At 67.1% G+C, this 21,764-nt stretch carries 17 protein-coding genes; all 17 read left to right on the top strand.

The window, feature by feature from the left end:
* Nucleotides 1-436 precede the first annotated feature (436 nt).
* The 17 genes from ACGF4C_RS00690 to ACGF4C_RS00610 all read left to right on the top strand — a co-directional run bounded on the left by ACGF4C_RS00690 (nucleotide 437) and on the right by ACGF4C_RS00610 (nucleotide 21,728).
* Nucleotides 437-1,675 carry a helix-turn-helix domain-containing protein gene (locus ACGF4C_RS00690; RefSeq protein ID WP_393562150.1) on the top strand — a complete coding sequence of 413 codons (1,239 nt, stop codon included), beginning with the start codon at nucleotides 437-439 and terminating at the stop codon, nucleotides 1,673-1,675.
* A gap of 802 nt (nucleotides 1,676-2,477) precedes the next feature.
* The gene (locus ACGF4C_RS00685) at nucleotides 2,478-2,723 is read left to right on the top strand and encodes a DUF5999 family protein (protein WP_393562148.1); all 246 of its coding nucleotides are present in this window, start codon (nucleotides 2,478-2,480) and stop codon (nucleotides 2,721-2,723) included.
* Nucleotides 2,724-3,236: 513 nt separating this feature from the next.
* Complete coding sequence (locus tag ACGF4C_RS00680; protein ID WP_393562147.1) at nucleotides 3,237-4,265, top strand: phosphotransferase; 1,029 nt, start codon at nucleotides 3,237-3,239, stop codon at nucleotides 4,263-4,265.
* 185 nt (nucleotides 4,266-4,450) lie between these two features.
* Nucleotides 4,451-5,572: a glycosyltransferase gene (locus ACGF4C_RS00675; RefSeq protein WP_393562145.1), complete on the top strand. Its 1,122-nt coding sequence runs from the start codon at nucleotides 4,451-4,453 to the stop codon at nucleotides 5,570-5,572.
* The gene (locus ACGF4C_RS00670; RefSeq protein ID WP_393562143.1) at nucleotides 5,556-7,406 is read left to right on the top strand and encodes a glycoside hydrolase family 15 protein; all 1,851 of its coding nucleotides are present in this window, start codon (nucleotides 5,556-5,558) and stop codon (nucleotides 7,404-7,406) included. The genes ACGF4C_RS00675 and ACGF4C_RS00670 overlap by 17 nt, the downstream gene beginning before the upstream one ends.
* A 173-nt stretch (nucleotides 7,407-7,579) precedes the next feature.
* Nucleotides 7,580-8,419 (top strand): hypothetical protein, encoded by an 840-nt coding sequence (locus ACGF4C_RS00665; protein WP_393562141.1) that lies wholly within the window; start codon nucleotides 7,580-7,582, stop codon nucleotides 8,417-8,419.
* 178 nt (nucleotides 8,420-8,597) lie between these two features.
* On the top strand, nucleotides 8,598-10,022 hold the full coding sequence (locus ACGF4C_RS00660) for an amino acid permease (RefSeq protein ID WP_393562808.1): 1,425 nt from the start codon (nucleotides 8,598-8,600) through the stop codon (nucleotides 10,020-10,022).
* Nucleotides 10,019-11,446, top strand: a complete 1,428-nt coding sequence (locus tag ACGF4C_RS00655; RefSeq protein ID WP_393562139.1) for a glutamine synthetase family protein — start codon at nucleotides 10,019-10,021, stop codon at nucleotides 11,444-11,446. Before ACGF4C_RS00660 ends, ACGF4C_RS00655 begins: the two co-directional genes overlap by 4 nt.
* Nucleotides 11,447-11,503: 57 nt before the next feature.
* Complete coding sequence (locus ACGF4C_RS00650) at nucleotides 11,504-11,698, top strand: hypothetical protein (RefSeq protein WP_393562137.1); 195 nt, start codon at nucleotides 11,504-11,506, stop codon at nucleotides 11,696-11,698.
* A gap of 686 nt (nucleotides 11,699-12,384) precedes the next feature.
* Entirely contained in the window at nucleotides 12,385-14,256 is a 1,872-nt protein-coding gene (locus ACGF4C_RS00645; protein ID WP_393562806.1) for an ABC transporter ATP-binding protein, read from the top strand.
* Between the two features lie 176 nt (nucleotides 14,257-14,432).
* A complete protein-coding gene (locus ACGF4C_RS00640) occupies nucleotides 14,433-15,386 on the top strand; it encodes an endonuclease/exonuclease/phosphatase family protein (RefSeq protein WP_393562135.1) in 954 nt (317 codons plus the stop codon).
* Entirely contained in the window at nucleotides 15,386-16,045 is a 660-nt protein-coding gene (locus ACGF4C_RS00635; RefSeq protein WP_393562133.1) for a 2'-5' RNA ligase family protein, read from the top strand. Before ACGF4C_RS00640 ends, ACGF4C_RS00635 begins: the two co-directional genes overlap by 1 nt.
* Nucleotides 16,042-16,692, top strand: a complete 651-nt coding sequence (locus tag ACGF4C_RS00630; RefSeq protein ID WP_393562131.1) for a hypothetical protein — start codon at nucleotides 16,042-16,044, stop codon at nucleotides 16,690-16,692. Before ACGF4C_RS00635 ends, ACGF4C_RS00630 begins: the two co-directional genes overlap by 4 nt.
* A 143-nt stretch (nucleotides 16,693-16,835) precedes the next feature.
* A complete protein-coding gene (locus ACGF4C_RS00625) occupies nucleotides 16,836-17,576 on the top strand; it encodes a hypothetical protein (protein WP_393562129.1) in 741 nt (246 codons plus the stop codon).
* A 122-nt stretch (nucleotides 17,577-17,698) separates the two neighbouring features.
* Entirely contained in the window at nucleotides 17,699-18,772 is a 1,074-nt protein-coding gene (locus ACGF4C_RS00620; RefSeq protein ID WP_393562128.1) for a hypothetical protein, read from the top strand.
* A gap of 300 nt (nucleotides 18,773-19,072) precedes the next feature.
* Nucleotides 19,073-19,348, top strand: a complete 276-nt coding sequence (locus ACGF4C_RS00615) for a hypothetical protein (protein WP_393562126.1) — start codon at nucleotides 19,073-19,075, stop codon at nucleotides 19,346-19,348.
* A gap of 367 nt (nucleotides 19,349-19,715) precedes the next feature.
* A complete protein-coding gene (locus ACGF4C_RS00610) occupies nucleotides 19,716-21,728 on the top strand; it encodes a hypothetical protein (protein ID WP_393562124.1) in 2,013 nt (670 codons plus the stop codon).
* Nucleotides 21,729-21,764 lie beyond the last annotated feature (36 nt).

Raw genomic sequence — 21,764 nt, 5'->3', positions numbered from 1 at the left:
AAAGTCGTCGAACTAGCTTGCGGAATCGGTGAGATGGGGCGGTGCAGGTGTGTGCGTCCGTGGCTGGCCTGCATCGCCTCTTCTCGCTGGCGCCGACGGCGGTGCGGCACCGAGTGCAAGCAGATACTTCCACAGCGTGATCGGCGTTCGCGGACAAACTGTCCGCACTTTTTCTTGCGGTGACCCTTGACGGCAGGCCCCGGGCGCCCCTCGTCGGCGCCAAATGATGTCGTGATTGCAGGCATAAGTGCCATTTCTCAATCCCCCTGCAACGTGTGGGATCACCAAGCAGGGAAGCGTCAGCCCCACCAGGCGATCTTGGTTTAGCCGTCCAGTGCCACCAGCCCCGTTAACAGTTGGCGACGGCAGTCGCGCGGAACTGGAATGTCCGTACTCTGAAGCGAGTGCGCCTCATCGCGAAGGGACCGATCCACCGATGAATGAAAACCTCATGCTGGGCGACCGCCTCCGGGTCGCCCGCAGGACACGGAAGCTGTCCACGGCTCAGCTGGCGCAGAAAGCCTCTGTCTCGCCGAGCTACATCCAGAAGTTGGAATCCGGGGCGCGAAAGGCGCCGCCATCGCTCGTCCTGGCGCTGTCCAAAGCACTGCGCTTCGGGACTGAGGTCCTTACAGGGCAGCCGTACTACGGCGATCCGGAGGCCGAAGATGGCGTTCACGCAGTGATCCCCGAGCTGCGACGGATCATGCTTTGCTATGACACACCTGATGACATCAAGGCTGCGCCGCGTTCACTCGCGGTGCTAGCTTCCGAGGTCGATCAGGTGGCGGCATTGCGGCGCGACGCCCGCTACGCACCGATGGGCCCACTGCTCCCACCGGTTATCACGGAACTCACCCACATAGCTCTGGGGGGCCGTAGCGGTGACCGGGCGCAGGCTTTCTTGCATCTCGCCCGTGCCTACCGTGCCGTGAATTCGCTGGCCCACAAGATGGGGCATCACGATCTTTCCAACACCGCGCTAGAGCGGGTCCGTTGGGCTGCACAGCACTCCGGCGATCCGCTGATGCAGATCACATCCGGCTACTTGGTGGCCGGCGCGATGTTGCGGCAGGGCGCGTATTCATCGGCTCGGCGCAAGCTGCTGACCTTGCGAGATGAGCTTGAACGACTCCAGCCGGAGCGTTCCTTCACGAACGACGCTCTCGCGGTCGACGGTGCACTGCTGCTGAAGCTGGCCGTGCTGGAAGCTCGCGAGAACAATCCGGGAAGTGCGGACACGTATCTGCGGGAGGCGGAAGACGTGGCCAGAATGGCTGGCAACCGCGACTCCCTCGCCTACGAGATGTCGTTTGGTCCAACGAACATTCGCATCCACGAGGTCCACTCCATGATCGACCTGGGTGACACCGAGCAAGCGTTGGCACGACTGACCGAGTGGGCCCCCGTGGCTGGTGGAGAATGGGCTCCTCCGTCGACCACGGCTGGCGAGCGGTCGAGCCACCACCACATCGACGTGGCCTCCGCGAAGCTCGGCGTGGGTGATCGTGCTGGTGCATTCGATGCCCTCAAGCGTGCCCGCAAGGTCGCCCCCAACCACACACGCTTCCACCCGTCCGTTCGCGAGACCGTCGCAGCTCTTCTGCGTCAGGATGCGCACCCCTCCAACGAGCTCTCGGCATTCGGTAGTTGGGCTGGCTTTACCACAACGTGAGCCCCTGTCAAGGGCGTTCGCGTGACCGTGTGCGCACAGTCTGTCCGCGCACTACATCCACAAAGTGAAATGGTCTCCTCAGCGCAGAATGTTGAGGAGGCTATTTCATGTCCGCCATCAATCGTGCAGCACCCAAAGTGCCGCCCCGGTGGATGCCCATCGGCAATGAGCCCGAACTCTGCTCAGCTGGTGAATGGTGGGATGCCATTCGAGCGACGGAGGTCATCGGGCGGCGAGCAATTGACATTCTTCGCGCGGAGTCAACCTCGGTCGGAGCCGTGATTCTTCAGCCTGATGGCCCTGAGCCGCGTCTCTACTTTCTCGTTCCCGCCGGTGTCGCTGCGCGCTGGGACGAGCCCGAGACTGTCCCGCTTGGGCGCAAGTGTCATGTAGTTGTTCCGCCGGCCAGTGCATCGGCTCCCCCTGGCTTGCACTGGCACGTACTTCCCGCAAGCGTCCGAGGCTTGACCGATCCTGAAGGGCTGCGCAAAGCGCTCAGTAAGGCTCGAAGAGAGCGACAAGGTCCTTCGGAATAATCGGCTCCCAGACAGAAGCTGCGCATCTCCGTGCTTCTTCAGCTTGGGTCCGTCCGGCATTGACCGTCAGTGGATCCGCGAAGGGTGTTCCTGCGTTCGGGCAGCGTGCCGTTCGGAGAGTTTTACCTATCACCGAGAGCCTCTTTGTGAAGGGTTTCGGTAATTCCCTGCGGTGCACGGCAGATTAACCGATGAGGTATCCCTCGGGTCCCCGCACAGAAACCTGGAAATGCATCGAAGGAATCGCGAGAGAGGAATCATCTCAGATGTGCCTGCACCAGCCGCCCTGTCCAGATTCCAACGCGTCTGACTGCGAGGCCGCGCGTTCAGTCGCTCAGCACCCGGAACAAGGGTGGTCGCTCCTCTGCAACGGTGTCCTGCTTCTAGACGACACCGGGGCAATTCACCCCGACGGTAGCAGCATCGCTCCGCAACGCACCGGCTACTGCAACCCGAGGTCGCGGTGCTCGGTCTCCTCCGGCCGTCGGCATCCCACCGGATCGAGGGCGTGACGCTTGATGCCTTCGACCACCGTTGTGTGGCCTCCATCGACCACCGGAGTCAAAACGACATATCCCTGGTGGCACCAACTCGACGAGCAGCCACATCCAGACCCGCTGCCAGGCCGGGAATGGGCGGCGCTTTCCATTCGCCCCATGCTTGGACTCGCAGCCCTTGAGGCGCTCATTGCGGCCGGCGCTGACGTAGGTCCAGTTCTCGTGTGCATGCAGCACCGCTGGTTGCACATTCCGGTGGAGCCGGAGGCCGCACGGAGCTTTTTGGGTGAACGCCTAGGCGTGAAGGGGCAATGTCTGTCCTGCGCCTACGACGGCCAGCGCTTGCAGCGAGGCGGGTGCCGCCCCTTTCGTCTGTGGCTCCTTCCTCAAGATCCAACCGTTCTGACCGACTTCCGGGCTCTTGCTGAGCGGCTGGACGCAGTGCGCGCGATGAGAGCAGGGCCCGAATCCGCCGTTGCCTGAGCGCTCCGTTCACTGCCGTTCAATTTGATGTTTCGAGGAGTCTTCATGAGCCGCCTCCAGGGCAACCCGGACGGATACCCGTGCCACACGCCAAAAGCGCAGGTCGATCACGCACGGACAGATGTGGATAAGAGCGCCAGCCGGCCTGTTTACGCTGAGACGGTCGACACGGCCGGGATTTGCGCCAGCGGGCGGCAGATGAGCATTCCGGGCTGCGTGCTCGATTGGGCGTCGTGTGTGCTCGGCGCCATTACGGGCGTGCTGGACGCCTCACGGGGCCGCGCGAACTCCAAGGTGTGGGAGCTGACCTGTGCGGACGGCACCCGGTTCTTCCTGAAGATTGCGTCGACGAAAGCCTCCTATGACCGCGAAGTCCACGCTTACAGATTCGCGGTACCTGCTCTCGGTCCCGGCCGCGCTCCACGGCTCCAGGCGGCTAATCCCGGCGAGCTGGCGTTGCTTCTGACCGCAGTTCCTGGCGAGACGGTGGCACCAGCCGGGCTCGATATGAACGACCTCATCCGGGTGCACCGCCAAGCGGGCTACCTGCTGCGTGAGCTTCATGACACGCTGGTCGCCCCCCGCGCCTCGGTGGATGCGCTGGCAGAGGTGCGTGCAAGGACGGCATCCGCGGGGCAGGGCGTAACTGCGGCCGGTGCTCTCCTCTCGCATGCCGAGCAGAATATGGTGCTTCGCCTGGTCAGGGAGCTGCCCCAGCTGGAGGCGTGCCCTACGGCATTCGTCCATGGTGACGCGCGGGAACTCAACTTCTTGTGGGACGGGCACAACGGGTGCACTGCTCTGCTCGATTTCGGGCAGGCGCGGCCTGCGGTGGCCGTCGACGATTTCGTGCATCTGGCTGTCGACGCGTGGATGCAATCTCCGCGGCTTCGGCGAATGTTTTTGAGCGGATATGGGCGTCAGCTGACGGGGCCGGAGCGAAGGGTGCTGCCGGCCCTGGCCGCAATGGATGCTGTCGACGGCCTGGTCCAAGGTGTCCGTTGTCGTGATCCCGAGGTCACTGAACGCGCCCGTGCCACCTTGAAGTTGCTGGCCGACGGAGTGCGCTGGTGAGCATGACTAGCGCAGCCTCTCGTCGCACCCGTGACCCGCGCCGGCCCTGGCAGCCCCCGCAACGCCCTGAGCAATCCGCGATCACTCCTCCCCGGCTCCACCAGGGCCGATTGGCAGCCGCTTGTGATCGCCGGAGCGTGCTGGTGGTCTGTTTGGCCTGGCAGATGAATGCAGCCTCAGGCTCCGTGAAGGCCGCCGCAGCCCTGGCCGTCGGGTTGGTGGGTGCCGGACACCGGGCAGTGATCGTCACCGCGGCCCCGCCAATGCTTGGCCCCAGGCTCGAGGGCGTGGTCGTGGAGCAGATCGACTCGCCCGTAAGCCTGCCCTGCCCTCCAGACACGCTCCGGGACGCAATCAGCCGCGGTGCGTGGGGGCTTCAGCGTCAGCTGCGCTCGCTGGTTGACCGGCACAACGCCGACACGGTGCTGTGCACCGACGCGTTGTGGGGCCTGGGCCGGCTGCGCATGAACCTCCCCGATGGGGTGTGCCGGGTGCTGGCGGTGGACCGACTGCCCGACGACCGCGACGCTATAGCTCTGACACAGGCCGATGTCGTTCTGGCCCCAACGGCAGCGGTCCTCGACGCGGCGCGCCAACGCGGCTGGGACACATCGACGTGGTGTGTGGTTCCTCATGCCCTCCTCCACGAACCGCCCGAACCGAATCCCGTCGGAGTGTTGGGCCGTCTGCAAGCCGGGGACATCCGCATTCTGAGCGCGGTCGGGGACACCTCCAACGGCATTGTTGCCTTGCTGCGAGCGGCAGGGCAGCAGGGGACCACCGCCAGCTCCTGTGTGATGCGCGTCGCGGCAGCCACGCACTACCTGCAGTCAGGACCAGCCGGCGTCGTCCTGGCGGAGACCTGTCGGCGCCAGGTGGATCTGGCGGCGCACATGAGCTGGTCCGGAGGGCTGCCGTGGCATGCCGTGCCCGCCTGGCTCTCGGGGGCCGCGATCGTCGTCACGCCGTCCACATCCGGCTCACTGGGCATGGTGGCTCTTGAGGCCATGGCAGTGGGAGTCCCCGTCATCGGTTACCGGAGCGGGAATCTGCCTTACCTCATCGGTCCCGCGCAGCGAGAACGGGCGTTGCTGGCCGAACCGCAACACGGGCCCCGGGCCTTGCTGAACCTCGCCCGCGCTCTCCTCGCGTCTTCCCGCGACTACTGCGAGGCCGCGCAGGCCGCTTACGAACAATCCCGCCTGTTCGCCAAAGGCCGTGTCACCCGGCGGTTCCTTGCTGCCGTGCCTACCCGCGGAACGCTCCCGCACGACGATCGGACACAAACCCATGTCCATGCCCATTGAGGATTACGCGCTCATCGGCGATATGCAGACGGCCGCTCTCGTGTGCCGGGACGGCACGGTCGACTGGCTGTGCCTGCCCCGCTTCGACTCGCCGGCGGTCTTCACGGCGCTGCTGGGCACCGAGGAACACGGCTGCTGGTCCATCGCCCCGGCCCATGCTCCCGGCGCCCGCCCCCGACCTGTTGACCGCCGCCGCTACCGAGGCGACAGCTTGGTGTTGGAATCCGAGTGGGACACACCACATGGCACGGTCCGGGTGGTCGACTTCATGCCGCCGCGCGACGGCGCACCCAAGGTGATCCGCATTGTGGAGGGGATCAGCGGCCAGGTCTCGATGCGTTCGGAGCTGCGGATGCGGTTCGCGTACGGCAAGGTCGTGCCGTGGGTCCACTCAGTCGACGGCCGGACCGTCGCGGTTGCCGGGCCCGACTCCGTATGGCTGGACACCCCCGCAAGTGCGACCGCCCGCCACGGAACAGTGGTCTCCGAGTTCACCGTCTCGCAGGGCGAACGGATTGCATTCACGATCAGCTGGCAGCCCTCGCACCGCCAGCCGCCTGCCGAAGCGGACCCCGAGGGGTCGCTGGAGGCCACCGAGGAGTTCTGGCGCGAGTGGGTCGAGCGCTGCACGTACCACGGGCCCTACCGCGATGCGGTGGTGCGCTCGCTGATCACGCTCAAGGCGCTGACGTACGCGCCGACCGGCGGAATCGTGGCGGCGCCGACGACCTCGCTGCCGGAGTGCATCGGCGGCGTCCGCAACTGGGACTACCGCTTCACCTGGCTGCGGGACGCCGCGATCACCCTCTCGTCGCTGCTGCGCACCGGCTACCGCGAGGAGGCGCGGGCCTGGCGGGAGTGGCTGCTGCGGGCGGTCGCCGGCGACCCGGACAACCTGCAGATCATGTACGGCATCGCCGGTGAGCGCGAGCTCGGCGAGAACGAGCTCAACTGGCTTCCCGGGTACGAGAATTCACAGCCGGTACGGGTCGGCAACGGCGCCGCCGGACAGCTCCAGCTGGACGTCTACGGCGAGGTCACCGAGGCCCTCCACGTCGCGTACGCCTCCGGCCTGGCACCCGATGACCACGCGGTCAGCCTGCAGCTGAAGCTGATCCGCTGGGTGGAGAAGCACTGGGACGAGCCGGACGAGGGCATCTGGGAGGTCCGCGGCCCGCGCCGGCACTTCGTCCACTCCAAGGTCATGACCTGGGTCGCCGTCGACCGCACCGTCAAGCTGATCGAATCCGGCGATGTCGCCGGCCCGCTGGAGCGCTGGAAGGACCTGCGCGAGACCATCCACCGGGATGTCTGCGAGAAGGGCTACGACAAGGAGCGCAACACCTTCACCCAGTCCTACGGCTCCCAGGAGCTGGACGCCTCGCTGCTCCTCATCCCCCAGATGGGTTTCCTGCCGCCGGACGACAAGCGCGTCATCGGCACCATCGAGGCGATCCAGCGGGAACTGACCACCGAGGATGGCTTCGTACTGCGCTATCCGACCGCCGGCGAGGGCGTGGGCGTGGACGGTCTGGAGGGCGAGGAGGGCGCGTTCCTGGCCTGCTCGTTCTGGCTCGCCGACGATCTGGCGATGATCGGCCGGGTGGAGGAGGCCCGCAAGCTCTTCGAGAAGCTGCTCTCGCTCCGCAACGACCTGGGCCTGCTGGCGGAGGAGTGGGACCCCCGGCTCAAGCGCCAGGTGGGCAACTTCCCGCAGGCGTTCAGCCATATTGGCCTGATCGAGGCAGCACTCAGGATATCGGCCGACGGGGCGCACGTCTCCGACGCAGGGGTGAGATGCCGCGACAGCGAATGCTGGCGCGAGGGGCGCTGATGTATCCCGTATATCACCCCGCGGGCAGCGATGATGACCTGCGAGTGGCCCTGGTAGAGCTGCGAGCCGGACGGTGGTCGGCCACGCGGAACCTGTTGTCCGCCACGAGGTCTCTGGCGCTGAGGACGTCTCGGACGCAGGTCCTGGCGGTCACCGCTGCCGGGAGCGACGTGATGGATGTGTGGCTGGCTGAGGAGCCGGAGAGCTACGACGCCCAGGTCATGCGAGCCCGGGTCTTCGTGGAGCGCGCCTTGCGCGCCCACCGCCAACAACACACCGCCGTGTCCGAGTTCGAGACCCGTGGCCGACATGCAGCGCAGATGGCGGCACACCGGGCTCCGCATGATCCAGTCCCGTGGGTGTGTCTGCTGGCCCTCGCGCAGATCGATGTGCGTCAACAGCGACCGGAGCACCGTGTGCCGTCGAAGGAGCCGATGCTGCCGCCGGGGCCGTGGCAGTTGCTGGGTGAGGTGCACCGACGGGATCCGTTCAACCGGGAGGCATTCCACCGGATCCTGCAGGTCCTGCTCTCCCGGGACGCCCCAGCATCTGGAGGGCTGGCTGCCGTCTTCGACTTCGGACGGTGGGTGGCATCATGGGCGCCCGCCGGATCGCCCCTGCTCCTGCTACCGGCATACGCTCAAGTCGAGCAGTGCCGGCAGCAGATGCAGCGCGGCAGGGTGCACCCGCTGTGGCGACGGCAGTGGGCCGAGGATCCACTGCGCTCCTACACCCGCAACGCCTTCCACCACTGGTTCAGGGCCTCGGACCCCTCTCTTCGGTCTTTGACCGACCTGAGCCACCTTGCGTATGCGCTGTGGGCCGGTCACCAGTTCGTCGAAGCGGCCCAGGTGTTCACCTCCATGGAGCCCTACGCGACCCGTGAACCGTGGTCCTCGGTGGAGGACCGGCTCCCGGGGGACGACGCAGGTCAGGAGCTGATGCTGCGGGCACGCCGGGAATCGCTGGCCTACGCACACAGGAAGGCTCCACGCGCTGGCCCTCGTCCGTGACCCTGCCGGACATCTCCACATCCCTTGACACGCGCGTTCAGCCCGTTCGCCCCTTTCTTCACTTCCTGGAGGTTTCGTGTTCCGCTTAGGTCAGCACCGCCGATCGGATCGCTCCCGGCGTGCCCCGGATGACGCGTACTTGCGCGAACTGGGGTACGAGCCGGTGCTCGCCCGCCGTATGGGTCCGTTCGGCAATTTCGCGATCAGCTTCTCCGTCATCAGCGTGCTCTCCGGCTGCATGACGCTGTACGGCTTCGGTCTGACCACCGGTGGCCCCGCGGTGATGATGTGGGGCTGGATCGCCGTAGGCGTGATGGTGATGTTCGTCGGCGCCGGGCTCGCCGAGGTCACCTCCGCCTACCCGACGTCCGGGGCCCTGTATTACCAGGCAGAGAAGCTCGGCGGCCGCAAATGGGGCTGGTACACCGGCTGGCTCAACCTGCTCGGACTGCTCGGCGCGATCGCCGGCATTGACTACGGAGCCGCGCTGTTCACCGGTGCCTGGCTGAACCTGCAATTCGGCTTCGAGCCCACTGCGGGCAAGACCGTGGTCATCTACCTGATCATCCTCGCCCTGCACGCCACATTGAATCTGTTCGGTGTCCGGCTGGTCAGCATCCTCAACAGCATCAGCGTCTGGTGGCACCTGGCCGGTGTCACCGTGATCGTCGGCGCCCTGGCCATCGTTCCCGCCCACCACCAGGAACCCGGCTTCGTCTTCGGCGAGTTCATCAACCACACCGGCTGGTCCAGCCCCGTGTACGTGACGTTGATCGGCCTGTTGCTCGCGCAGTACACCTTCAGCGGCTACGACGCCTCCGCGCACCTGTCGGAGGAGACCACCAACGCCCAAGTCAGCGCCTCCCGCGGCATCATGCGGGCCATTGGCTGGTCCTGGCTCGCTGGGTTCGCGTTGCTGGCCGGTCTCACGTTCGCCATCCAGGACTACACCGCAACCCGCGCCACCGCGACCGGCGTTCCACCCGCCCAGATCTTCCTGGACGCCCTGGGAGTGTCCGGCGCGAAGGCGCTGCTGCTGATCGTCATCATCGCCCAGCTGTTCTGCGGCAACGCCGAGACGGCCGCCGCCTCCCGGATGGTGTTCGCGTTCAGCCGGGACGGCGCACTGCCGGGCTCGGGCCTGTGGCGGCGGGTCCACACCCGCACCGGTACGCCCCGCCACGCGGTGTGGCTGACCGTCGGCGCCGCGGCCCTGCTCGCCGCGCCGAGCCTGTACAGCCCGACCGCCTACGCGGCGATCACCAGCATCAACGTCATCGGCATCACCCCCGCCTACGCCATCCCGATCTTCCTGCGCGTCAAGCACCGCAACCGGTTCCGGCCCGGACCGTGGAACCTGGGCCGGTGGGGCGTGACGGTCGGCACCATCGCCGTGGCCTGGGTGGCATTCGTCACCTTCCTGTTCTGCCTGCCCCAGACCAGCCCGATCTCCGTCGCCACTTTCAACTACGCACCCCTCGCGCTGCTCGCCGTGCTGTCGCTGGCCTGGCTGTGGTGGCGGGCCGCGGGCAAGCGCACCTACGACATGCCCGCCCAGAGCCTCGACCGCTCTTCCGACCACTTTGACCAGGAGATCGTGTGAAGTTCTCGGCCAAGTCCGGTAATGGCGCCGATGCCCCCGTGGCCGCGCCTCCGGGGCAACGACAGGGGCATGCCGCGTCGGGTCAGCTCACCCTCGACCAGCTGCACCACTTGGTCGGCTCTGGACGGATCGACACGGTGGTGCTGGCTATCCCCGACCTACAGGGCCGGGTGAAGGGCAAACGCTACGGCGCGCGGCACTTCCTCGACCGCGTCGCCACGGGCGGGGCAGACATGTGCGCCTACGTATTGGCCACCGACGTCGACATGACCCCCACCAGCGGCTTCGGCCTGACCTCATGGGCCACCGGTTACCAGGACCTGGCCGTCACCCCTGCCCTCACGACGCTGCGCTTTGCTCCGTGGATGCCGAAGACTGCCCTGGTCCTCGGCGACGCCGTCGATCACGACGGCAGCCCAGTCGAGGTGGCTCCGCGCCAGATGCTGCGCCGACAGCTGGCCCGCCTGGCCCGCCATGGCCTTCACCTTAAGGCGGGTCTGGAATGCGAGTTCGTGGTCTACCAGGGAACCCCCGAGGAAGCCGCTGAACGTGGCTACCAGGATCTGCGGCCCCTGGCCATGGGGAACCTGGATTACGCCCTGGACCACCCGCCGGCCGCGGACCGGTTTTTCCGCCGCCTGCAGGCAGCCCTCGCCGGCGCCGGCCTTCCCGTCGAGGCGGTTAAAACGGAAAGTGGCCCCGGTCAGGTGGAGGTGACCTTCCCCTACGGCGAGGCCCTGGCCGCCTGTGACGGGCACCTTGCGTTCAAACACGCCGTCCGCGCCATCGGCGGCCGGTCAGGTCTCACCCCTACCTTCATGGCAGCCCCCACTACCGGCGTGGGCAACGGCCTCCACCTGCACATCTCGCTGTGGAAGAACGGCACCAACGCGATCATCGGCGCTGACGGCGCCCTGTCCACACTTGGCCGGCACGCCACCGCTGGACTGCTCGACGCTCTGCCACCGACGGCGGTGCTGTACGCGCCGAACATCAACTCCTACAAGCGCTACGTCCCGGACTCCTTCGCGCCCACCACCGCCAGCTGGGGCTACGACAACCGCACCTGCGCCATCCGCGTCGTCGGCCACGGCGAAGGCCGACACCTGGAGATCCGCGTCCCCGGGGCGGACGCCAACCCCTACCTGGCGCTCGCCGCAGCCGTCGCCGCCATCAACCACGGAGTCGACAACGCGCTCACCCCCGGACCGCCAGAGACAGGCAACGCCTACCGGGAAGGAGGTCCACCCCTCCCGAGCACGCTGAAGCAGGCACAGGTGGCCCTCCGCAACAGCTCCATCGTCCGCGACGCCCTCGGTCCCGACGTCGTCGAGCACTACGCCCACCTCGCCCAGCTGGAGATCTCCCACCATCAGCACATCGTCACCGACTCCGAACGCCACCGCTGGCTCACCCGCGCATGACCCCCAAGGAGGCTTCCGTGAAGAGCACCCCCGACGTGGCGAGGTGACCACCCTGCGATGACGCACCACCCCAACTGCCCTGACTGCCTGCGCGCGGCGCACATCCACGGCCATACCGCGCCGGAGCCACCAGAACCTGACCCGCCCATACGTGCCGCGACATTCATCCTCCTGTTCCTGGTTTTCGTCGTGATCGCCAGTGGATGGATTGGCCTCATGTGGCTCGTGGCGCAGGACGTCGGCTGGCCCTAATCAACTCATCCAACACCCGTTTCGACAGCTAGCCGTTGCGCAGGCATGGCTGAAGCCTGGCGGGCACTTCACCCCGCTGGCCAACTGCTCCGCAGCAACGTCTCAGCGGAGCCAGAACGGCTCGCCGGTAAGCGCGCAACCCGTGTCCGGGTTGAGATCACCCCCCCGTCAATCCCGTGCCGCAATACCTCAAAGGACTGATTCGAGCTGTTCGAGCACCCGCAGACACGCGCAGGCCAACGGCCGCACAGCCCGAGTCGACGATGGGAACTCATGTTCAGCATTTGCCTCCGGTGTGCCCGTTACGGGTGTCCGATCGGGGCCGTTCTTAGAGCACCTGTACTCATCGGCGACTCTTCTGGAGGAACCATGCATCCCGTAGTCATCCCCGTCGTGTCCCCTATCGATATCGAACATCGGCAGCTGGACCCCCGTCTGTCCATGGGTGTCTTGGGGCGCCTTGTTGACGTTTCCGCCCGCAGTGCTCGCCACTCATCACGCCCCGATTCGGGGTGGGGGGCATGAGCGAACCCACCGATGCATCAGCCGACCGTGTCCCGGGGCCGCGCACCTCCCCTCAGCCGCCTCCGACCGCCACGAGACCTGCCGGACCGCAGGACGGATATGACGTCCCCCCTGGAGCAATGCCGGGCACCGCGGCAGAGGCGACCGATCCGGGGTCGCAGATGCGGTACGTGGACTTGACCGGCAGCCGTGAAGCGGCTGGCCGGTCGATCCGGATGAGCGACATGGCCAGGCGCCTGCCGCGGTTGGTGCGCAGGTCGTTGGCCCTCGCCTGGCGGGTCGACCGGGCAGCGACCGTCGGCCTCCTGCTGTGCCAGGGGGTCGCCGGTGTGATGCAGGCCCTGGGCCTGGTCGCGATCAGCGGGACCCTGACTGCGCTGCTGGCCAGCGGGGATGTCTACCACCGGCTCCTGCAGGCGTGGCCGTCGGTGGTCCTGTTGGCCGGTGCATCTGGTGTGCGGGCGCTCCTGGGGATCACTGTCAACTGGCTCTCCTCCCGGCTGGGCCCGCTGATGTCGCGTGAGGCCGAGCAGATGCTGCTGACGGGCTGCGCCGAGGTGGAGCTGTGCGCCTACGACGAGCCCGACTTCAACCGCGACCGCGAGGCCGCCGACCGCGGAGCGCAAGTCACCGGGGACCTGATCGACGAGGGGCAGGACCTGATCGCCTCGACGGCCTCCTTCCTCGCCGGGGCCGTCGTGCTGGCCGGGGTTCACTGGGTGCTCCTGCCACTTTTGGTGGCGGCCAGCCTGCCGCAGGCCCTGGCCCAGGTCAGCGCCGCACGCGTGCGCTACCTGGCGAACCTGCGCAGCAACGGCGACAACCGGATGCTGTCGGTGTTGCGCTGGCACATCTACACCCGCGAGGCCGCCGACCAGATCCGCGCCGGCACCATGGCCGGCTTCCTGTCCGGCCGCTACCGGCAGACGGTCGCCCGGATCAACCGCGAGGACCGGGCCGCAGCCGACAAGGGAGCGCGCATGTCCCTGGTCGGCGCGCTGTGCGGAGGGCTCGGTTCGGCACTGGTGTGGGCGGCGGTCGTGTGGCTGCTGGCAACCAGCCGCATCAGCGTCGGGCACGCCGGTACGGCCGTCTTCGCCTTGCAGACGGTGGGACAGTCGGTCCGCGGCCTGGTGGCCATCGGGGCGCGGGCGGTACGCACGGGTCTGTACATGGACGACTGGAGCGGTTTCCTGGACAAGGCCGGCGGGTTCCGCATGCGCCGGGGCACGCACCGGCCCAAGCCGCCGCAGAAGATCGAGATCAAGGCGGTCTCCCACCGCTATGCGGGCAAGGACCAAGACGCGCTGTCCGACGTCTCGCTAACTCTGCGCCGTGGCGAGGTCACCGCCCTGGTCGGCTTCAACGGCTCGGGCAAGTCGACACTGTCGAAGCTGGTCAGCGGCCTGTACCTGCCCACGGATGGGCAGGTGCTGTGGGACGGCACCCCTGCCGGCGACGCCGACCCGCAGGCGCTGTGGCAGCAGGTGGCCCTGGTGCCGCAGGACTACGCGCACTGGCCCCTGACAGTGCGCGAGAACGTCACCCTCGGACAGCCCTCGCCGCGCGGCGATGCGGCCGTGCGTGAGGCGTGCGAGGCCGCCGGCGCCGACGAAGTCGTCGACAAGCTCGGCGCCGGATTGGACACCCTCCTCGCCCGCGAGTGGCTCAACGGCGAGGAGCTGAGCGGTGGCCAGTGGCAACGCATCGCTCTCGCAAGGGCGTTCTTCAAAGGGGCGGGGCTGCTGGTCCTCGACGAGCCGACCGCGAACTTGGACCCGAGGGCGGAGTACCGGATTTTCCAGCGGCTACGGGCCCTGGCACAGGACCGGGTGGTGCTGCTGGTGACCCACCGCATCACCAACGTCGCCGTGGCCGACCGGATCGTGGTCCTCGACGAGGGAAAGATCGTGCAGGAGGGCACCTACCAACAGCTCTCCCAGCAACCGGGCCTGTTCCAGCAGTTGCTGTCCTACCAGGTCACCTCCGAGGAAACCCAGCCTGACGGTGAGCAACGCGGGGCACGCACATGAGCCGCCCTGGTAGGCCGGAGACCGAAAGCCGTCGACGCCGTGCAGGCCGCACACAAAGCCGACCTTGGCGAATGGGCACGCGAGCAGCAGCTACGCGACTAACCCCGACCTGCCCGTCCTCGACGCAGATCTAGACCGCATCCGAAACAGTTCCTGACCTGGAACAGGAGGAAACAGTGATACGCATCGCGAATCTGAACGCCTACAAGCTCAAACTCGATGCGCGTGGCAGCGCCGCCTGGCAGGCGCGTGTCACCGCAGTTCGTGAAATCGGCGCACACATTCTCGGTCTCCAAGAGGTTGTGGTCGACGAAAGCGCCACCGCCAAGCAAGAGTGGGACGAGACGGCCGCTGAGGCCATCCAGGCATTTGCCGCCGACTGCGGGCTGACTGCAACCGTCGACGCCACACCCGGGCACCCATACGGCACCGCTATGGCTGCGAACTCCCACCGCCCGTGGTACACGGCGCTCTTGTGGGACCCGAACGCGGCAGCTGTAGTTCCCGGCAGCTACCGCCCTTACGGAGCACCGGACTTCTGGCACGGATTCACCAGCGCACGCTTCGACATCGGTGCGCGCAAATCGGTCAAGGTGGGCTCCTACCATGGTGACCCATTCCGCCCGGACTTCCGTGCCAATGAGGCTCTGCGGGTGAAAGGCATGTACCGGTGTACTGGTGGCGCCGAGCCGGGGTTCGTTATCGGTGACTTCAATGCCCCGTCTGCTGCAACGGTCACCGAGGGCGGCCTACAGCGTTACTACGACGCCGAGCCCTACGTGAACCAGGATCATGACGATCTCGAATACCAGGTGATCCCTGAGACGATTGGTGGCGACCAGCTGGCCGACCGGGAACAGACCCGCGCCCTCCTACGCCGCGGTTTCATGGTCGACGCCGCAGTTCATCTGGGAGTCCCTCCGCACCCGACTGTCGGCCACTGGGAGGATGGCGAGGGTGATCCCGACCCTTGGGGGCCGCGCCGCATCGATCTCATCCTCGCCACCCGCCCCGCAGCTCCCGCGCTCGTGGCGTACGGAGCCCACCGCAGCAAGGCCGCGAAGGTGGGGTCGGACCATCTCCCGATCTGGGTGGACGTTGATCCCAGCAAGGTAGAGGGTGGTGCGTGATGAGGGACTTCTGGGCAACGCATCACTGGCCGGCGGACGAGCGCCGCGCGCATTGGCATCTGCTGTTCGACGGCCAACCAGCCGTGCACAACTTCGCCCGTGCCCACGCCGAGATCCTCAGCCGCCACCCCGAGCTGAGCCCGGTGCCCATCGAGTGGCTGCACTCGACCCTGCAGTCCATCGGCCCACTCACTCCGGCCCAGGCCGCCGCGGTCGCCGCCGCTGGGCAGGCGGCGCTGCGCGACTTCGAGCCGTTCGACCTCGAAATCGGCCCGGCCCAGGCCCTCCACAACGGAGTCGTCCCAGCGATCTATCCAGAAGGCCGGATCTCCGAACTGTTCTGGACCCTGCGCCGCGCAACCGAAGGCGTCGTCGGCCCGGAGACAATGCCGGCAGCCCCGGAAGACGGTTTCTGGCCACACATGAGCCTCGCGTACAGCGGCGCCCAATGGGACCACGACGAACTCTCACGGGCACTCGTCAAACTCCGGCCGCCCCGGGCCAGGATGACCGTGAGGCGGGTCGTCCTCGTGGACCAGCAGCAGACCTGGCGGGACGGGTACACCTGGAACGTGCTCGCTGAGGTACCGCTTGGCCAGGGACGCCGGAGCGCCGAGCAGCAGGTCGGCGCAAGGGCAGGAGGAAGTCGGCCGTCATGAGGAAATTCGCACCACAGTTCGCGGGAACCCCGTGGCGCGACGGCGCCCGTGTCCTGCACGCCTACCTGCTCCCCGACCTCACTGTGGACCAGGACCTCGCGCAGCTCGTGAGAGCGTGCCGGGAGGCGATGAAGCCATATCCGATCACCCCGCTGAGCGACGGCCTGATCCACGTGACCGTCGAGATGGTCGCCGACACCACCGCGGACCACATCACTGGTGACGACCGCGAGGCTCTCACCGCGGCCCTGCGCAAACACCTCTACGACGCGGTGCCGTTCCGCGTGCTGGCCGGTTCACCGATCGCCAACAAGGCCGGTGCCCTGCTGGACCTCTCACCCGACGCCCCCCTGGCCGATCTGAAAGGCCGGGTTCGCGAGGCGTTCCGCGAAGCCCGCGGTCCCGAGACGATCCAGCACGACGGCGGCCGACACCACATGTCCCTCGGGTACAGCTGGGACACAGCCAGCAGCGACACCCTCCAAAGCGCCCTGCGTAGGATCACGCCCAGCCACGCACCCTTCCATGTCACCTGCGTGCACCTGCTCGACGTCCAGTTCCGCGAGCGTGCCCACGACAGGGGGACCGCGGCCTGGGAAATCTCATGGGAGCCGGTCGCCACGATCCCACTGGGCGCTTCCCCCTGATGTCCAGACATGCAGAGGTGGGCACGGCGGGCCGGTGGCTGGTGGGGGAGTGTGCCTCGGGGCTTGATACTGGCCCGCCGCAACGTGATCTGATGAGAGGGAGTCGGTGCGCCGAGCACCGGCGTGCGGCGGGAGGGAACCCGATGGGCGAGGCGAAGCGACGGCGCATGAAGCAGCTTCGGGACCAGCAGGAGGGACGTCCCGTGCCGGTTCGGGAGTTCGCCCGAGAGCCACGCCAGACGCCCAACATGGATGACGGGAGGCCGGGGAGGCTCTCCTCGTACACGCGCTGGGAGATCGGCACCGACGTGTACGGATGGTTGATCCTCCTGGCCTATCTCGAATTTGCGAAGAACGGCGCTGACGGTCTCCCGGAGGGCCTGTTCGCACCGCGCCGGCCGGATGAGAGCGAAGAGGACTTCGCCACCCGAATGCAAGCCGATGAACTGCTTGTGGAGACCTCGGCGATGGCGGGCAGCCCCAGGTCCCAGGTCGCCGAAGTGTTGTCCTCGTGGGTGCCGGTGTCCATGGTCCAGGCCATGGTGACCAGGCTCGGGGGCTTCGGCGCCAAGCTCCTCGACGACAGCGGCGCTGCCGTCGATCCTGTCGCATGGGCGTCCGGAGCGCGCCCTCTGCTGGGTGGCCTGTGCCCTGCTACGCACTGGGAGGCCGGCCTGGACCAGCTGGAGACCTTCGCAGAGAGCCGACTGGTGGTCACTGACCCGGCCTGTGAGCAGCTGCTCCAGCACCCCGTCGCCACGGTGCACGCGATGGCTGCTCTGGTCACCTGGCTGTACGACCAAGCCGAGGTTGTGCCCGATCGGGCTGCAGCAGTCTACGAACTCGCGGACATGGGAGCGAAGATGGGCAAATTCGTCTTCTAGACCGGCAGGACACTGAGCACAGGGAGTCATCAATGCGCATTCGGAAGGCGACGGCCGTCTGCCCGTGGGACGAGGCCGTACGCCGTGCCACCGCGGCAACCGCCGCGGAGCGCCCCGGAGCCATGGATGAGGACTGCTGGGATGATGTCGCGATCCGGGACATCACCGCCGTAGTCCTCTACAGCCTGCACCTGCGCGACGGACTGCCGGTCGACAAGGTCCCGTGGACGAAGGTTCTGTGGCATCTGTGGGACGACGCCCGGGTCAGTGCGCTGGTGAACGACGTACTGCCCGGTGCAGGTCACGACCTCACCCTGCAGGCCGACCCCGACGATCCGGTGGCTGAGCGCTGGCGGTGGCTGACCCGAACCTGGGATCCGAGCGCACCCATCCGGCCACGCAACCGGTCGGCAGATCTGTTCGGTGCATTCCCCCGCCGCGGCAGCGGGGCGCTGGACGCGGCGGTGCCCGAGCCGAGATGGGGCGGCATGAGCCGCGGCGTCGGCAGCGCTCTCCCCGACCCGGCCCTCGAAGTCTGCACGAACTGGTCGGCCGTCGTCGTCCAGGCCGCGATCATCGCTCAGCAGGGCGGCTACCCCAAGTTCACGCGTGTCCGCGTCACCGACGGCGAGTTCAAAGGGCACCGAGGGTACGTGGTCCAATCAGGCTGGGTCGCCGACGACGATACCCAGACCATGGTCGGGCCTGAAGGGTATGTCGTCGACCTTGACGACTCTGACGACGCGGAGGAAATCGACGCGGACCAGCTCAAGCGCTCCTACGATCACCGCTGGCCTCGGCGGCCGGCAGGCACCGTCAAAGACGGGCCCCCGCCCCGCCTCCACGACCCGCTGCCTCCCCGTCCGACCTGTGCCGAGGACCTTGCCGACATCCTGGAGCGCGCGAGCAATCCGGAAGCGGTCCCTGACGACCTGCGCGGCACGATCGCCTCCGCGAAGGACCACCATCACCTTCAGATGGACTGGCAGGCCAGCCCTGAGCCGCAGCGCTTCACCTGGCAGGTGATCATGCACTGGTATCAGCTCACCGAGCACTACAGCGACGACCAGCGCGCCGAGCTGTGGGAGATCGTCCTCAAGACGCACCTGCACGATCCCGAGCCCACCCGCCACCTTGCGTTGCGGGAGGAGGACGTGCCGCTGGTCATCGCCCGGTGCACGGCTGCGACGGCGTAGTCACGGATCGGTGACGCGCGTGCTGCCGCCGACGGGTGCAGACGTCTGCGGGACGTCGTACCCGAGCCCAACGGGGTGACGTCAGCCACGGCCGGTTGTCACAATGAGACGTCTAAACCCTGCGGGAGGATCGCGAGATGCTGTTTGGCCGCAAGAAGGCGGTAGCACGGGCAGCGGCGTGGAACGCCCAGGTAGCAGTGGGGGTGCGTGCATGTCCGACGAGATAGCACCATGCGTGACCGCCAATGTTCGCGAGCGCAAGCCCGAGGAAGCGGAATGATGTTCCCTGGGCTCCGCCCGATGCACGGTGACGCCGTCCAGCTCATTACCGCCACCATCTCGGTGACGATCACCGGAGACATCCTGTCTCAGGGGGTCTTGCGCGACGGCAGGGGATTCGTCGAGCTGACTCTGCCCGACGCCGACCCGCAACAGCGACGTGCCCTAGAGCACGCGACGCGATTCGAGTACTGGCTGTACCGCCGTGGCGCGCTGGTCTACCAATCTCCGGCCCTTACGGTCAGGGAGACGCGACGGATCAAAGATGGATCCCTGGTGGTAACCGCGTCACCCTGAATATGCGGCAGGGCATGTCCGACGGGTCCTGTCACTCGACCTGCCAGACAGCCCCTAATCGCCAGCGGAAAGAGGCTGACGAGGGCACCTTGCTCGTGGTGGCGGCTGCTGCGGCTTGGCTGGCCACGCGGCCGAACGTTCTCCCCGTCCGCCAGGACTTTCGCCAGGTGATCTTGAAGGTCATTCGTGAGGCCGACTCGGGCGCGAGGAGGATATGCCGGACGTGATCGCTCGACGCACTGCCGCAGCGGAGTAGGCAATGCGCGCCAAGTCCGTTGACGGCACCCGCCGCGCAGTGCTCATCATCCGATCCACGCGTCCCGTCCCGGCGGGCCCGACCAGCCGACCTGCTCGCTAGGATCCCTGCATGGCGAACAGGGTCGTACCGCACTGGGACAACGCCCGAGCTCGGGCAAGGCAGTTCCGAGGACTGGCCGGGGCCGAGACGGACGTACTCAGCCTGATCTACGCACTCATCGCGGTTGACGACGGCACTGCGATCGACGACATCTCCCCCTGGGCCGTGCGCTACCGGCTATCTGATCCGCAGCAGCTGCACCAAGACCTCTCGACTCTCCTCCCCGGCCCGCTCGACCAGGGCGCGACTACCGTTGAGGGTGGGTACGTCGAGATGACCAGGAGCCGGATCAACGAACTTCTCGATGAAGACGGCCAGTTCACAGGCTCCCCACAGCTGGAGGGCCTCCTCGAGCGCGAGATCGAGGCCGTCAAGGGCGAACGCGGCGAGTTCTCAGGACCTCCTCCCTCGGAAGGTCGCATTTGGCGGCGTTGGGCCGCTCTGCAGGCACCCCATGGCGTCCCCTATGAGGACACCCTGACCTCCGAGGAGCTTGCTGCCTACGACGCTTCCGGCGGCGGCGCCAGGTATGCGGCTTCCGGCAAGACCGTCTTCGAGCACTCCGTGCAGACACTCACGCGGATTGTCGACAGGTCGCTCCTAGCTGTCAGTGGTGCGCCGTCCATGAGCACTGAGGTCGTGGTCACCGCCGGTGTGCATCAAGGGCGCAGCGGTCGGCTGACCGCTGTCACCTGGACCATCGATGACGAGCGACACGTGTGCTCCGAACCGCCAGCGTCGTTCGAGGTCAGCTTCGACGACCGCTACGATTCCGCGGACGTACCCCCTGCTGATCTGGAGCCGATCCCGGACTGGGACCGGCGCTTCGCAGTCGTCCACGCCGGACAGCCGATGCCCCTGTCTTGGGACGCCTCGGTACTCCTGGCCGACTCGTCGCCCGAGTCGTCCTCCTGGCGGAATGACCTCATCACGGCACTGAAGGACGGCTGGCCGCTGAGGGGCGATGGCCGCCTCGTTGTGCTCATCCCACACCAGGGCGGCAAGTCGGCGTCGCAGGAGCACAGTCAATGGCTCCACGACGCATACACATGGGCCGACGAAATCGTCATTAACCCAGCACCGGGCACTGACCTCGCACCATTGCTGAGGCCGGGCGGCATTATCGACCTGGAGGATGCTGCCGACCGCCTCACCCTCCAGGTGACCGAGCCGGATGAAGCTACACGCGCCTGGGCCGAGCAGCGCTCCGTCTCCCTCGCGCATACGCCCTGTGATGCCGCGGCCCGCGTATTGAAGCGCCTTGACCGTGGCTGGAACCGCCGGGGCGGCCAACGGCACGTGCCACTCTCCCTGGCACGAAACACCGGGTACCACTACTGGCGAGATGCTCTGCATGACGCGGACCGGACCCTCATCGCAGCCTCAAGTGAGTGGGCACCCCGCCACCCCAACCACCCCGAGTACGCGTCCTGGTGGGCGATGAACGCACGCATCCGCCACCCCGACCACCAGGTCACCGACGAACTCGTGGTCGGCCGCACAAACGTGCTGAGCATCGTCGTCTGCGTACTGCGCCCGGTTTGGACGGACAGTGAGGTCATGGTCCTGCGCGATCCCAACTGCCTGGGAACCGAGCCGGTCATCACTGCCCCAACGCGCTTCCCCGTACGTCTTCCCAGCGTGGACCTGGACCTCAGCTTCTACCGTCGCGGAGACAGCTCCGATCGGACCATTCTGACGCTGGTTTCCGAACTCGGCCTCACGGTCGACAAGGACCGGCTGCGCGGTTTGGGGCCCCGCCCAGAGTCGAACCTTCTTGCCTCTCGACGCAATGTGGTGTGCCTGGAGCTGTCGGAGGAAGAGTTCGGCGATCTCAAAGCCCGACGGAGCGCCACCGATGAGACGGCACTTCCGGAGGAAGTGGAGATCTACCGGGTGGCCGACCTCCTATCCACCATGGGGGGCGTGCTCTGCGACTGGGCCACCCTGGGCGCCATCACCCGGGCCGTGGTACCCACCTCGCCGCCCGCGAGCGGCGACTTCACCGAGCGTCGCATGTGACCACGGCGAGGCCGCAGCACGTGCTGAGCCCTGGTC

It is taken from the genome of Streptomyces sp. NPDC048197 (assembly GCF_043202395.1).
Taxonomy (GTDB): Bacteria; Actinomycetota; Actinomycetes; order Streptomycetales; family Streptomycetaceae; genus Streptomyces; species Streptomyces siderophoricus.
This window is presented reverse-complemented; position numbering and strand designations above follow the sequence as displayed.

Bases quoted from the DNA above. Each gene is read 5' to 3' on its own strand.
- ACGF4C_RS00690 (WP_393562150.1), top strand. From the start codon at position 437: ATGAATGAAAACCTCATGCTGGGCGACCGCCTCCGGGTCGCCCGCAGG.
- ACGF4C_RS00685 (WP_393562148.1), top strand. From the start codon at position 2,478: ATGTGCCTGCACCAGCCGCCCTGTCCAGATTCCAACGCGTCTGACTGC.
- ACGF4C_RS00680 (WP_393562147.1), top strand. From the start codon at position 3,237: ATGAGCCGCCTCCAGGGCAACCCGGACGGATACCCGTGCCACACGCCA.
- ACGF4C_RS00670 (WP_393562143.1), top strand. From the start codon at position 5,556: ATGTCCATGCCCATTGAGGATTACGCGCTCATCGGCGATATGCAGACG.
- ACGF4C_RS00665 (WP_393562141.1), top strand. From the start codon at position 7,580: ATGGATGTGTGGCTGGCTGAGGAGCCGGAGAGCTACGACGCCCAGGTC.
- ACGF4C_RS00660 (WP_393562808.1), top strand. From the start codon at position 8,598: ATGGGTCCGTTCGGCAATTTCGCGATCAGCTTCTCCGTCATCAGCGTG.
- ACGF4C_RS00650 (WP_393562137.1), top strand. From the start codon at position 11,504: ATGACGCACCACCCCAACTGCCCTGACTGCCTGCGCGCGGCGCACATC.
- ACGF4C_RS00645 (WP_393562806.1), top strand. From the start codon at position 12,385: ATGCGGTACGTGGACTTGACCGGCAGCCGTGAAGCGGCTGGCCGGTCG.
- ACGF4C_RS00635 (WP_393562133.1), top strand. From the start codon at position 15,386: ATGAGGGACTTCTGGGCAACGCATCACTGGCCGGCGGACGAGCGCCGC.
- ACGF4C_RS00630 (WP_393562131.1), top strand. From the start codon at position 16,042: ATGAGGAAATTCGCACCACAGTTCGCGGGAACCCCGTGGCGCGACGGC.
- ACGF4C_RS00625 (WP_393562129.1), top strand. From the start codon at position 16,836: ATGGGCGAGGCGAAGCGACGGCGCATGAAGCAGCTTCGGGACCAGCAG.
- ACGF4C_RS00620 (WP_393562128.1), top strand. From the start codon at position 17,699: ATGGATGAGGACTGCTGGGATGATGTCGCGATCCGGGACATCACCGCC.
- ACGF4C_RS00615 (WP_393562126.1), top strand. From the start codon at position 19,073: ATGCACGGTGACGCCGTCCAGCTCATTACCGCCACCATCTCGGTGACG.
- ACGF4C_RS00610 (WP_393562124.1), top strand. From the start codon at position 19,716: ATGGCGAACAGGGTCGTACCGCACTGGGACAACGCCCGAGCTCGGGCA.